The sequence below is a fragment of the Streptomyces sp. NPDC059477 genome, from assembly GCF_042749375.1.
Lineage (GTDB): Bacteria > Actinomycetota > Actinomycetes > Streptomycetales > Streptomycetaceae > Streptomyces.
The window spans coordinates 1-11,778 of record NZ_JBHYUG010000149.1; the positions used below are offsets into that span (position 1 = coordinate 1).

The following is an 11,778-nucleotide window of genomic DNA, read 5'->3' on the forward strand; positions in this document are numbered from 1 at the left end:
GCTCGTGGCGAGGGCCTCGCGCATGATGTTGGTGAGCATCTCGTCGATCTCGGCCCGTTCGATGCGGGCGCGCAGCCGGTACCGCCAGCCGGGGATGTCGAACGTGGCGAACTCCAGCTGGGGATCGTCGCGCTTGCGGAATGCCCACAGCACGGCCCGCATGGCGGTGACGTCCTGCGCCCGCAGCCGGTCCTCGATCACCCGCCAGGGCACGCCCACCAGGCCCTCGATGGCGGCGGCCTCCAGGGCGGACAGGTCCCCGGTCGACACCCGCTCGGCGGTGCCGTCGTCCTGCCGCAGGGAAACGATCATGTGCTGCTGCTCCTTCTACTCAAGGTCCCGGCGGACGTCGCCCAGGACGCGTTCGACCTCGGCCCGCATGCGCGGGGTCCCGGCCTGCACGGTGCGCGTCCACCAGCCCGCGGGCCGCGCCCACTGCGTCGCCCACCGGGAGCGGTTGCTGAACACGGGGTGCCGCAGCCGCCCTTCGTTGATCTGCTTCGGGACGCCGGACGTGCCCGGTTCCAGCCGGGTCCAGTCCAGCCACACCCGCGCGCCGGGGGTACTGCCCTGTCCCACGCTGATGCGCACTCCGCCGGCGAGCATCGCGCGGAACGGGCGGGTGGTGGGCGAGGGGCCGCCACGCCCCTGGACGCCCTGCCGGTTGCGCTTGCGGCCCTCCGACACCAGTGACTGGGTGCGGATGGCCTGCTGGAGGTCACGGTGTAGGGGCTCGGCTGCCCGCCGGATGCGGCGGGCGAGGTTCTGCCTGAGGCGGGGGCCGCCTGCCGCGCGCAGGCGGCGGGACAGCATGACCAGCTGGCCGGTGCCTGTGATCTGTACGGAGCTGGGCATCAGGCTGCGGGGATGGTGACGTTCTCGGCGGGCTCGCTGGTGATCGCGAACTGGCACATGATCTGCGCCGCGCTGTCCAGCTCCCTCACCTTGGCCTGGCTGGTGACCTGCACCGCGTACACGTCCATCGTCTGCCCGGCGATGTCGCCCTCGTCCATCCACACGATGAACCCGGTCGCCTCGCGGACCAGCAGGGTGCGTACGTCGTCGCCGTCCTTGGACGCCCAGAACGTGAGCGACGATTCGGAGGCGGTGATCTCGCCCGGCACCGTCGGCGTGAAGCGCGAGCCGAGGGCAGCAGTCGGCACCGTGGCCGAGGTGGTCTGCCACCCGGCCATCGCCCCGGTTTCGCCCTCCAGCGCGGTCCCGGCGTTGATCTCCGGGCGGGTCGGCGCCGCCTTGCTCGCGATGCTCGGCACCCACAACACCTTGGTCGTCCCGCGCCGGTAGTAGCGGATGCTCGCGTTGATCGGAGTCGCCATCAGCTCTCATCTCCTGTCTTCCGGCGGCGCCTCGCCGTCGTCGTCTTCTTGGTCGGGGGGTTCTCGGCGATCTGCCAGCCCGCCGCCTGGTGGTGCGGCACGGCCGCCTCGTCCACCTCGATCGGCTGGTCCGGCAGATCGGGGTGGGCCATCGTCACGCGGGCCATCAGACCGGCACCCGGATGACCGCCACGGTCATGGAGGTCACGGCGTCGTACGTGATCGCCGCCCGGCCGGTGCTGGGGTTGCGGTAGTCGTTCGTGACGGGGATCCCGACCTCGGCGCCCGCCGCCACGCTGATCGCCCGGTCTGCGATCGCGAGCCCGTTCACGGTGCCCGGCGTCACCAGGGTCACCGTGTGCGATCCGGAGTCGCCGTTCTTGACGAGCAGCAGTACCCCGACGCCGGTGGGCGCGGTGTCCCCGCCCCCGGCGGCGGCGGTGTAGGTCACGGCGGCGCCGGTCAGCGGCATCACCGTGGCGGTCAGTGCAGCCATGTGGGTTCTCTCCTCCTTCTAGATGAATCCGCGGCCGGCCACGGTCAGCAGCACCCGCGCCTGCGCGCCCTGCTCGGTCTGGTCCAGCACCAGCCGGGTCCCTCCGATACCGGCCTCCAGCCCGTCCAGGCCGAGACTCGGCGACTCCCGCAGCCACGCCGTGACGCGCTCCCCGATCTCCGCCGCGCGGGCGCGGGCGGCCACGACGTCGTCGTCACCGCGGTTGGCGACGGCGGCCACGGTGATCTGGAACTGCTCCTCGCGGGACGTCCCGAGACCGACGGCCTCGGCGGCGGACTGTGCCGCCTCGAAGTCCCCGGTGGGGTCGCCGTCGAATCCGACGATCAGCCAGTCCGGTGCGGCATCGTCGGTGACCTCGGGCCCGTCCGCCACGGTGACGCCGTCGCTGTCGCCGCCCGGCGCGAATGCGGGGTCGGCGCGGGCGAGCGCCACCAGCGCGGCGATCACTTCGGGAATCCTGGACATTCAGGCCACTCCGGGGGGAAGTCGGTAGGGGGCGAGGAGTTCGAGGACGCGGTTGGGCACGGCGTAGCCGAACCCGACGATGGGTTCGCTGACGCTGTAGTCGTCGCCGCCGCCCGCCAGGCCGCCGCTGCGGCTGGGGCGCTGGGTGCGCCACAGGTGCTGCACCAGCATCCGCGCGGCGAGGTTGATGGTGGGGGTGACCGAGGCACGTCCGGCCTGGACGGTGACCTCCAGCAGGCCGTGGAACCACCCGCCGTCACGGCGGCGCACACTGCCGGTGGCGGCGTCGAGGACCAGGGCGTCGACGGGGTAGGAGCTACCGCCGGTGAGGACCGGTTCCACGGAGGTGAGGGACAGGACGGGCATGGTGCGCAGCACCACCAGCCGGCGGCCCGTGCCGGTGTCGTGCTGCTCGCTCACCTCGCGGGGGTCCACCGGCCCGATGTACTCCTCGATGACCGGCGTGACGGCGTCGATGTACACCTGCAACTCGGTGTCGTCGCGGTCGGTTTTGAGGTTGAGCTGGGCTTTCGCGTCGGCGAGGGTCAGCAACGGCACGGCTGCCCCCTCATGTCCGGGAAATGGGCAGGACGTTGGGGAAGCCGAGCAGGATCGTCGCCCCGTACACGCCGCCGGTGGTGGTGCCCGAGGGGGTGGTCACGGCGCGCAGGTAGCGGGCGGTGCCGGTGTAGCCGGTCTCGTAGACGGTGTCGTCGTTCGCGGCGGCGATCGTGGGCAGCGTGCCTTGCAGGTCGGCGGCCGGGGCCGCGGACCAGCTGGCATTGTCGTCGGACACTTCGAGGGTGATGGCGTGGGTGCCGTCGGTGATGGTGCCGGTGTGGACCAGAAGCATCGCCGCGCCGAACCACTCGTTGGTGCCGGCCGCTCCGGACAGTTTCCGGTCGACGGCTGTGCCGTTGGCTGCCGCGGTCCGCGCGGTGATCGCCAGCGTGGCGCGGGCGCGGACGTGGTTGTAGACGGTGCGCTTCACTGGACGCCTCCCGCCGGCTTGCGGGCGGCGGGGGTGGTCTTCTTCGCCGCGGTCTTCGTCTCGGCCGCCGGCGGTGGTCCGGCGGGGGCTGCGGGGCCGTCGGTGGGCTCGGTGCTCGCGGGGCCGGGCGGCCCGGTGTCCGGCGCCGGGCTGGCGCCGGCGGTGGGGTCGTGCGGTGCGGCCGGGGTGGGTGCGGGGGCCACGGCCTGGGGGATGACGACGGTTTCGAACAGGTCCTCGCGGCCGGTGACGATGGGGTCGTGGGGGGCGATCAGGTCGCCTTTGACGACGTGCCGGTTGTCCGGCCCCCAGAAGGTCTCTTTCGCTCGGTACACGGTGTGCTCCTGGAACGAGGGAGGGCGCGGCCCGCTGGGTGCCGGCCGCGCCCCGGATGTGGGTGGGGTCAGGTGACGTTCAGGAGCCGGAAGGCGTCCGCGTTGACGATGTCCGCGCCGACGCGCCAGTACGCGAACCAGCCCGCCTCGCCGGTCGGCCGTCCGCTGGCGCCCTTGACGAGGGGCTCGTAGACCATGGTCATGCCGACCCGGTCCACGATGTAGTAGTTGCGGAAGTCGCCCAGCATGAGCGCGTAGTTGTCCTGGCCGGCGTTGATCGTGCCGTCCATCGTGGATGCCTCGTAGATCGGGGCGCCCATCAGCTGCTCGGGCTGGCCCATCCCGAGGTTCGCCCAGAAGCTGGAGCCGCCGGCGCTGTCGAACTGGCGGGTCTTGTTGATGATCGGTTTCGCGGCCATCCACGACGGGCGGCCGGTGATCCGGTGGCGGGGCGGCAGGGCCTGCTCGACGGCGTAGACGTCGGCGACGGCGTAGGTGTCGGTGGTCGCCGAGGCGACGACCGAACCGGGCACCGCGGCGACCGCGGTGACCGCGCCCTTGGGCTTGCCGGTGCCGTCGCCGGTGGCGAACGCGGCGGCCTCCAGGCGGTCCTTGGCGTCCGCCAGGAGCGGCCCGACCTCCGTGCCGAACCCGGAGTCGGCGAGCACCTCGAACGAGCCCTGCACCCAGGCCGATGCCTTCTCGGGCTTGATGGACGGCTGGGCGAACCCGGGCGAGTTGTCGCTGACCTCGTCGGCCTCGGCCAGCCATCCCGCCGTCACCCCGGCCGAGGAGACGCCGTTCCACGTGTCGGTGGTGATCGTCTTGATCGTGGACACCTGCCGGAACGGATTCGCGCTGCCCGCGTTGGTGAGGATGATCGTCGGGTCCAGGGTGAACGGGACGAGGAACCCGCCCGCGGCGTCGGTCAGGGTCATCGCCCTGCGGTGCGCCTCGGCCAGCCGGTACGACGCGTACTCGTCCTCGTCGAGCAGCGCCGGGTTCCCGGCGTTCTCCAGCAGCGACTCGAACGCGCGCATGTAGTGGTCCGAGCCGGTCAGCAGCAGATGCTGCGCGATACGCCCGCGCCGGTCCCCGCGGACCAGGCGCTCGACGCGCTCCTGCTGGTCCCCGCTGATCTGCTCGGCCGCCAGCTCCACCGCGTACAGGGCGCGGCTGCGCAGATCCCCGCGTGTCTCCCGCTCGGCGAGGTTCGCGCCGCGCACGCGGTCGAGTTCCTCGTAGGGGTTGCCGCGGGAGCGCAGGAACTGCGGGCCCTCGCCGTCGGGGCGCTCCTGGGCGCCGGTGACGGTGGCGGCGGCGCGGACGGCGTCGACGCGCCGCTCGTGCTCCAGCTGCTCGTCGTACGCCTCCTGCGCGGTGTCGACCTCGGTCAGCAGCTCCCGCGCGCGGGTCACCTGCTCCTCGCCGGGCTCTTCGATCTCCTCCAGCTCGAACAGCTCGGAGCGCAGGGCGTCCAGGCCCTCCTTGAGCTTGTCGCTCTTCTTCTTCCGCTTGGTCGTGGTCACGGGACCCTCCTGGCTTTCCTGGCCTTGATCTCGGCGCGGAGCTTGATCCACGCGATCGACTGCCGAGCGGAGTGCCCTTGGTCGGGCGGGTCCTCGGCGGCGGGGCCCGGGTCGGGGTCGCCGTTGGCCGGCGGGCCCGCAGCTGACGGGCCCTGGGGCGCGTCCAGCGGGGTGCCGGTCCGGAGCATCGCGGCGAGCTGTTCACGCTCGCCGGGTGAGAGGTCGGCGAGCAGGCGGGCCGCCTGCTCGGCCCGTACGCCGATCACGGCGGCGTCCGGGTAGACGGGGAAGGGGGTGGGCCCGTACTCCTTGAGCCGGATCTCCTGGCGGCGCACCGTGCGCAGCTTCCCGCCGCTGTCGGGCTTCCATCCGCCGCGCGGGGTCCGGCCGGGGTCGGAGCGGATGAGGCCGCCCGTGAAGGACTGCCCGGTGATGGCGCCCTCGCGGATGTTCTCCAGGACCTCGTCCGCCAGCTCGGTGCGGTTGTAGCGGGTCACCGTGAGCAGTCCCCGGCTGTCGGCCTTCACCTCCAGCGGTGTGCCGATCGGCATGCTGCCGCGCTCGGAGGGGGTGCCCCAGATGGTGCGGCCGTGGTTGTAGAACACGCCCACCCGCCATGTGGAGCGGGACCCTGCCGGGGCGAGCTGGTTCAGGGTGCGGTCGAACGCCCGGCGGTCGATGACCTCGGTGTAGTGGCCGTCCGGGTCGCGGACCTCGGTGGGGGTGTCGAACACCGCGGCATAGGCTTCGACGGTGCGGCCGTCCCCGCCGGCGCGGACACGGATGTCCTCCAGCGGGAAGCTGCGTGTGAAGGTGTCCATCACGCCTCCTGCGTGGACGGTGGGGCGGTTGTCTCTGTCCGGCCGGTGCCGGGTTCCTGCAGCTGGACGGAGTACAGGCCGGAGTGCCTCAGCAGGGTGAAGTCCTCGGCCTCGACCGCGGCCACCACCGACGGCGGTTCGTAGCCGGCGTCGACCAGCGCGCGGATCGTGCGGGACTGGACGCCCTGGATCTCGGCGGCGGCCTGGCGGTCCTCGCGCAGCCACGCGATGTCGCGGTCGTCGTACCAGAGTTCCGCGCCCGCGGGGACGGGGATGATCTGGGCCAGGGATCCGGCGGCCTCCCGCCACAGCGGGCGCATCGTGCCGTCCGCCAGCCGCCGGCGCGAAGAGGCGTAGTTCCCCGCGTTCAGCGACGACCCGGCCAGCCCCTCGGAGAACCCGACGATGACGGGGGGTACACCGGCCGCCGCGGCGAGCCGGGTCTCACCGGCGCCCTGCGTGGCCTTGAAGTCGAGCTGCTGCATGTCTTTGCCGACCACGGTGGCGTCCGCGCCGCCGCCCAGGTACAGGGTCCGGTAGGCGGATTCGACGCCACTGTGCTCGGAGTCCATGAGCGCCTGGAACCGCTTCACCTTGTCCATCGACACGGACGCGTCGAACGACACGATGACCTGCGGTGTCGCCCCACTCTCGTAAAACTTCAGCTTGTGCCGGGTCGCCGCGGTGTCCCCGACGATCTCCCGGATCACCGGCGTCACCCACGACATGCCCCGGAACTGGAACTCGGGGTCGGGGATCGGCGCGAAGTGCGCCACCTGCTCCGGCAGCAGGAACCACGGCTGCGATCCGGTCGGCGGGTCGTACATGTAGCCGATCAGCTCGGAATCGATCGCCTCGCTCGGCAGACCGGGCTCCTCGTCCGAGCCGGTGATGATCGTGACCCAGTCCGGCCGCAAGACCTTTAGGCGGCCGGGGTTGTAGTTCGTGACGTACCCGTTGCCCTCCAGGTCCCCGTTCTGGATCATCCGGGACAGCAGATTGCCCGTCGTACCGCCCGGCCAGGGCTTCTCCAGCAGGGCGAGATCCTGAGTGCCGAACAACTCACCGGGGCGGCCGTTGCGGATCTGCCGGAACTGGAACCGGGCCTCGGCGAACAGCATCTGCCGCACCATCATCAGCGCGAACACCGGCCCGTTCGCCTTGTACGCGTGACGGATCTTCGCCTCGAACTCCAGCGGCAGCGGCCTCTCGCGGCCGTCCACCGGCCGGCCGGTGCCGTAGTAGACGTTCCCGCCCACCGACCACGACCCGTCGTCCCGTACTGCCGTACGGCGCGCGTGCTCCCACAGACTCGTCACCGCTCCCCCTCCGGCCGCAGGTCCTCGACCAGCGCGACCGTGAGCCCGGGCGGGGACGCCTGCCACGCGGTCACCTGATACACGACCTGGTCCGCGATGACGATCCGGTCCCCGTCCACCCGGATCGCGTGACCGCACCCCTCGGCAACGACCTGAAGTGCGATGCACGTCAGCCGGGGCGCGCGCACGACCCTGACACCGCCGGGGACCTTCTCCAGGCTCAGCTCACCGTCCACCACCGTCTCCCCCTTCGCCTTCCTCACCGTTCCCGACGTCGACGTCGACCAGGAGCAGGAACGAGGCGGCGGTCAGCGCCCCGCCCGTCATCAGCCCCAGGCCCGGACCGAACTGCACCGCGGCGCCCGCCGACAGGCCCGCACAGCCCGCCCAGTAGCCGAGCCGCACCCGGGCCAGCCGCGGCCACCGGGTCACCCGAAGAAGCCCCACGGCTCCGCCTCCTCCTGCTCGACGTCGTGGAACATCTCCCACCCCCACACCGCGTTCGTGGACGCCACCAGCGGGCTGATGTCCACACCGTCCGACTTGCGGGACCACGCCCACGCATCACCCACGTCACGTTTGCGGGCGCCCGCCAGCGCCGCCGCCATGGGGGCCTGCCCGGCCCGGCCGAGGTGGTAGAGCGTCCCGGTGTCCATGACGTGGTCGTAGAAGATCCCGCACGCCTGCGTCACCTCACGCACCTTCGGGCAGCGCAGGTACTCGGAGCGGTCCTCGCGCTCCGGGTCGTCCTCGTACGCCAGGGCCTTGCGGATCGCCGGAACCAGCGACCCGGCGGGTCCGCCCTCATCGATCACCCACGCGCACGGGTTCCACATCCGGTCCCGCTCGGTCACCCAGTCCACCACCCAGTCCGTACCGGGCCGGTGCGCCACCACCTCGGTGTGCACCCCGTCACCGGACCGGCCGGCGATGCTGACGGCGGTCCATGTGCGCTCCGGGTTGGTGTCGACCGCGAACGCCACCGGATCCTCCGGCTTCGACGTGGCGTCCTCGCCCGCATCCCACTTCTCCATCGGGATGACCTGCCACGTCTCCTCGGAGACCTCGGGATAGGTACCGTCGCCGAGCCGCTCACGGTCGAACAGGTCCGCCCGCATCGCCCGCTTCTCCTGCAACACGTACGCGGTCCGGATACGGATCCCCAACGCGGGATTGGCGCGGGCGAACGACCGCTCCTCGTCCCGGCTGTCGTGCTCCTCACACACGATCCGGCCCTCGGCGTCGGTCGGGCACTCCCGGAAATGCGGAGCGATCGAGTACTCCAGATACGTCAGCGACGGATCCAAAGCCCCCTCGGCCATCGCGCGGGCCCGCAGCAGCGCCAGCTGCTCGCTCTCGTCCCCCAGCCCGGCCGAACCGGTGAACACCAGCTGGGGATTCGGACGGGCCGACAGGACCGGCATCAGCGCCCCGATCGGCGCAGCCCTCAGCTTCATCGCCTCGTCCATCAGGACCAGGTCCCCGGAGAACCCGCGCCCGCTGTCACCGCCACGCGCCAGGAACCGGATCCGTGCCCCGTTGAAGAACTCGAACCCTTCCTCACCGTGAGAACGGCGCACGCGCCGGACGCGGCGGCTCAACGCGTACGAACCCTCGATCACCTGATCCAGCCGGAGGAACGACTCCTGGGCGGTGTTGAACTGATGCGCGGTGTGGATGACGAGCCTGCCGCCGAACAGGATGACCTCGCCGAGCTGGCGGGCCTCCAGGAACCCGCCCTTGCCGTTCTGGCGGGCCACGTTCAGCACGACGTCCAGCGACGCCCACCGGCCCTCGTCGTCCTCGACCAGGCTGTGATGCAGCGCGAGCTGCTGCCACGGGTCCAGATGCAGACCGGCGTCCTCGGCCAGCTCGATGCACTCCTGCCCCGCAGGCGACTGGAAGGCGAGCGCCTCCTGGTCCTCGGTCCCGTCCCACCGGCCGGTGCCGACGTACCGGCGCCAGGGCACGGACAGGATCCTCGGGGTCTGGCACCCGATCACCGGGCACCCTCAGCGGCACCCGGAGAGAGCCGCCGCTCACGCCGCGCGGTGATCTCATCGACCTTGTCGCCCCGCTCCCTCGGAGGCGCCGCGGCGACCACCACCGCCATGGCCTGCCGCAGCTCCCGCGCCGCGGTCGCGGCGGCCTTCGGGTCGGGGGCCGAGTCGACCTCGGCCGCCAGGCGCAGCGCGACCGCGGCCAGGGCGTGCCCGGCGGGGTCGATGCCGAGGTCTGCGAGCTGGGCCGAGGCCGCCCTGGCGACAGCGCCGCGGCGCAGACGCCGACCCGGCGACGGAGCGTCACCCACCGGACATCACCCCCCGTAACCAGACAGATAGTCACCGACAGTGACAAGTAAGGGATTACCGAGCGTGACGGGCATGGCGTGACAGAGCGTCACTAATACACGCGAACTGAGTTCGCGTGTATTAGTGACGCCGCAGCGCGGGGAGAGAGGCGGGAGACAAAGGGCTTTTGGGTCGCCCGCCTCCCGATCCACGTCGGGACACGGCCCCCCTCCCCCTTCCCCTCACACACCCGGGCAGCCACGACAGCGGGCGCACCGGACACGATCAGCGACAGCGAACAGTCATCAGACGCTGCTCGCGCTCCGTCACCAGTCCCGTGACGCCTGGGCAGTGACGGGGCGTGACCCACCACGCCGGTAGTCCCGGTACCACCGGGTGACCACCCGGCCCATGCCCTCCGACCGCATCGCGGCCACACGCTCACGCACCACGTCCTCACCCGGGTCCACCACCACGATGCGGGCGCCGAGCCTGCGGTAGTGGGCCCTGGCCTTGGGGCTGGGCATGGTGTGGATCAGGTAGACGTCCACGGTGTCGCGGTGCTTGACGGCCTCGTCGATGGCGGCGAACCGCGCGCGCTGCGCGACGCGCTGCACCACCTCGTCCTGGTTCCAGGCCGGGGCGCCGGGGCCGGTCAGGGCCTGGGCGATCCGGTCCAGGTCGATCACGATGTCCGTCGAGCGGGCATGTGCCTGGATCCACGTGGACTTGCCCGAGGCCGGTGGGCCGGTGATGACGTAGAGCACGGTGCGTCACCTCCGGATGGTCAGGGCCTGAACCATGCGCCGGTGTCGGCCTGGACCATGGCGGCGCCGCACGCGGTGCACAGGCCGGTACGCCTGGCCTGGCCGAGTTCGAGGGTCTCCACCACGTTGGTGTGGGCGCATGCGTCGGGGTCCGCCGACTGTGCTGCGGCGACGGCCGCGGCCTCCGCGCTGCCCGGCTCGTGCCGCACGCCCAGCAGCTCGTGTTCGAGCCTGGCGATCCTGGCCCGGTCGGGGCGCGGGCCGGGCGGGGCGGGCTTCCTGCGGAACGGCCTCATGGCGTCATGGTCACACGGTGTGGCCGGGTGTGCGGGTGGCGGCCTGGGCGCGCAGGCGGGCGGTGTCCTGCCCGGTGACGGTGCCGTTGACGACGAGGACCTCGGACGGGGGCGGTCCGGCGGCGAACCCGCGGGCGACGTGCGACCACATCTCGGCGAGGCGGACGGCCTCGGTGGAGCGTACGCCGTGGAAGGTGGCCTGTCGGCGGGCGTGCGCCAGGGCGTCCTGCTGGTAGGCGCTCTCGGCCTGGCGGCGGGCGTAGTCCTCGTGCTGGACCGCCCGGTCGTACTCGGTCTCGGCGCGCTCGGCCCACAGCAGGCTGAACGCCTGGGCGCGGCGCAGCTGCTCGGCACGCCACGCTGCGTAGCCCTGCTCGCTGTTGCTCATGGTCGCCGTCTCCTCGGGTGGTCGGTGCGGCCTAGGCACGTCACGTTGTGGCGGCCCAGGAGTCGGCAGGCGAGGCGGCGCTCCGGCAGTCGGAGCGGTATCGGTACAGGCCGGGCGGAGGCTGGGTGCGGGGGATGAGCACGCTCACCACCTTCGGGATGCTCGGGCGGGTGTGGTGGTGATGCGGTTGCCCCGGGCGCTGTTGCAGCGGCGGTGCGCGCTGCGGGCGTTGGCGGGGTCGAGCAGGTCTCCGCCTCGGGAGATGGGTTGGGCGTGGTCCAGGGTGAACGCCCAGGGGGACCGTTGTGCGTCGGTGCCGGTGAGGCTGTAGTCGATGGGGTGGCCGCACCACCAGCAGGGGAGGCCGAGGGCGCGCTGGCGGGTGCAGAGTCTGCGGTAGGGGCGCCCGTTGCGCGGGTTGCCAGCCACGGGCGCCACCCCCTCAAAGCGGGACTACCCGATGGGAATGCTCGTGCATGACGGGTCTTCGAGGCATTCGTCGATCTCGTTGCGGCCGGTCTCGTTGCTCTGCTGGAGTCCGTCCGTGTAGGCGTCCAGCCAGTCGTCCCCGGGGATTCCGGCACAGGCGTCCGGCTCGGCGTCGCTGTCCGTGTCCGGGTCGAAGCCGGCCGGGCGATTGCTGATCGTCTCGGCCCATGCGTCGACGCATGCTTGACGATCCTCGGGGCCGAAGGCCGCTGCCTCGGTGCAGTCACGTATAC

Annotated in this window: 21 protein-coding genes; all 21 read right to left on the bottom strand. The window is 71.9% G+C overall.

The window, feature by feature from the left end; all coding sequences use genetic code 11:
* Window positions 1-312, bottom strand: a 312-nt coding sequence (locus ACFXAZ_RS38110; protein ID WP_384601200.1) for a hypothetical protein, incomplete at its 3' end; no start/stop codon positions are given.
* Window positions 313-327: 15 nt separating this feature from the next.
* The gene (locus ACFXAZ_RS38115) at window positions 328-855 is read right to left on the bottom strand and encodes a hypothetical protein (protein ID WP_384601203.1); all 528 of its coding nucleotides are present in this window, start codon (window positions 853-855) and stop codon (window positions 328-330) included.
* Window positions 855-1,337 (bottom strand): hypothetical protein, encoded by a 483-nt coding sequence (locus ACFXAZ_RS38120; protein ID WP_384601206.1) that lies wholly within the window; start codon window positions 1,335-1,337, stop codon window positions 855-857. The genes ACFXAZ_RS38115 and ACFXAZ_RS38120 overlap by 1 nt, the downstream gene beginning before the upstream one ends.
* Complete coding sequence (locus tag ACFXAZ_RS38125) at window positions 1,337-1,504, bottom strand: hypothetical protein (RefSeq protein ID WP_384601208.1); 168 nt, start codon at window positions 1,502-1,504, stop codon at window positions 1,337-1,339. The genes ACFXAZ_RS38120 and ACFXAZ_RS38125 overlap by 1 nt, the downstream gene beginning before the upstream one ends.
* On the bottom strand, window positions 1,504-1,833 hold the full coding sequence (locus ACFXAZ_RS38130) for a hypothetical protein (RefSeq protein ID WP_384601211.1): 330 nt from the start codon (window positions 1,831-1,833) through the stop codon (window positions 1,504-1,506). Before ACFXAZ_RS38130 ends, ACFXAZ_RS38125 begins: the two co-directional genes overlap by 1 nt.
* A gap of 18 nt (window positions 1,834-1,851) precedes the next feature.
* On the bottom strand, window positions 1,852-2,319 hold the full coding sequence (locus tag ACFXAZ_RS38135; RefSeq protein ID WP_384601214.1) for a hypothetical protein: 468 nt from the start codon (window positions 2,317-2,319) through the stop codon (window positions 1,852-1,854).
* The gene (locus ACFXAZ_RS38140; protein WP_384601217.1) at window positions 2,320-2,877 is read right to left on the bottom strand and encodes a phage head-tail connector protein; all 558 of its coding nucleotides are present in this window, start codon (window positions 2,875-2,877) and stop codon (window positions 2,320-2,322) included.
* 10 nt (window positions 2,878-2,887) lie between these two features.
* Complete coding sequence (locus ACFXAZ_RS38145; protein ID WP_384601220.1) at window positions 2,888-3,310, bottom strand: hypothetical protein; 423 nt, start codon at window positions 3,308-3,310, stop codon at window positions 2,888-2,890.
* Window positions 3,307-3,645: a hypothetical protein gene (locus ACFXAZ_RS38150; protein ID WP_384601222.1), complete on the bottom strand. Its 339-nt coding sequence runs from the start codon at window positions 3,643-3,645 to the stop codon at window positions 3,307-3,309. Before ACFXAZ_RS38150 ends, ACFXAZ_RS38145 begins: the two co-directional genes overlap by 4 nt.
* Before the next feature lie 68 nt (window positions 3,646-3,713).
* The gene (locus ACFXAZ_RS38155) at window positions 3,714-5,174 is read right to left on the bottom strand and encodes a phage major capsid protein (RefSeq protein WP_384601225.1); all 1,461 of its coding nucleotides are present in this window, start codon (window positions 5,172-5,174) and stop codon (window positions 3,714-3,716) included.
* Complete coding sequence (locus tag ACFXAZ_RS38160) at window positions 5,171-5,995, bottom strand: HK97 family phage prohead protease (RefSeq protein ID WP_384601228.1); 825 nt, start codon at window positions 5,993-5,995, stop codon at window positions 5,171-5,173. The genes ACFXAZ_RS38155 and ACFXAZ_RS38160 overlap by 4 nt, the downstream gene beginning before the upstream one ends.
* Window positions 5,995-7,314, bottom strand: a complete 1,320-nt coding sequence (locus ACFXAZ_RS38165; RefSeq protein ID WP_384601231.1) for a phage portal protein — start codon at window positions 7,312-7,314, stop codon at window positions 5,995-5,997. Before ACFXAZ_RS38165 ends, ACFXAZ_RS38160 begins: the two co-directional genes overlap by 1 nt.
* The gene (locus ACFXAZ_RS38170; protein ID WP_384601234.1) at window positions 7,311-7,550 is read right to left on the bottom strand and encodes a hypothetical protein; all 240 of its coding nucleotides are present in this window, start codon (window positions 7,548-7,550) and stop codon (window positions 7,311-7,313) included. Before ACFXAZ_RS38170 ends, ACFXAZ_RS38165 begins: the two co-directional genes overlap by 4 nt.
* Window positions 7,540-7,761, bottom strand: a complete 222-nt coding sequence (locus tag ACFXAZ_RS38175) for a hypothetical protein (RefSeq protein WP_384601237.1) — start codon at window positions 7,759-7,761, stop codon at window positions 7,540-7,542. Before ACFXAZ_RS38175 ends, ACFXAZ_RS38170 begins: the two co-directional genes overlap by 11 nt.
* Window positions 7,743-9,284 carry a terminase gene (locus tag ACFXAZ_RS38180; RefSeq protein WP_384601240.1) on the bottom strand — a complete coding sequence of 514 codons (1,542 nt, stop codon included), beginning with the start codon at window positions 9,282-9,284 and terminating at the stop codon, window positions 7,743-7,745. Before ACFXAZ_RS38180 ends, ACFXAZ_RS38175 begins: the two co-directional genes overlap by 19 nt.
* Window positions 9,285-9,313: 29 nt before the next feature.
* Entirely contained in the window at window positions 9,314-9,625 is a 312-nt protein-coding gene (locus ACFXAZ_RS38185) for a hypothetical protein (RefSeq protein WP_384601243.1), read from the bottom strand.
* A 306-nt stretch (window positions 9,626-9,931) separates the two neighbouring features.
* On the bottom strand, window positions 9,932-10,372 hold the full coding sequence (locus tag ACFXAZ_RS38190) for an AAA family ATPase (RefSeq protein ID WP_384601246.1): 441 nt from the start codon (window positions 10,370-10,372) through the stop codon (window positions 9,932-9,934).
* A 20-nt stretch (window positions 10,373-10,392) separates the two neighbouring features.
* A complete protein-coding gene (locus ACFXAZ_RS38195) occupies window positions 10,393-10,668 on the bottom strand; it encodes a hypothetical protein (RefSeq protein WP_384601249.1) in 276 nt (91 codons plus the stop codon).
* Between the two features lie 10 nt (window positions 10,669-10,678).
* The gene (locus ACFXAZ_RS38200; protein ID WP_384601252.1) at window positions 10,679-11,056 is read right to left on the bottom strand and encodes a hypothetical protein; all 378 of its coding nucleotides are present in this window, start codon (window positions 11,054-11,056) and stop codon (window positions 10,679-10,681) included.
* Between the two features lie 144 nt (window positions 11,057-11,200).
* Complete coding sequence (locus ACFXAZ_RS38205; protein WP_384601255.1) at window positions 11,201-11,485, bottom strand: HNH endonuclease; 285 nt, start codon at window positions 11,483-11,485, stop codon at window positions 11,201-11,203.
* Between the two features lie 24 nt (window positions 11,486-11,509).
* Window positions 11,510-11,778 (bottom strand): hypothetical protein (locus tag ACFXAZ_RS38210; protein ID WP_384601258.1); only part of this gene is annotated, 269 nt, incomplete at its 5' end.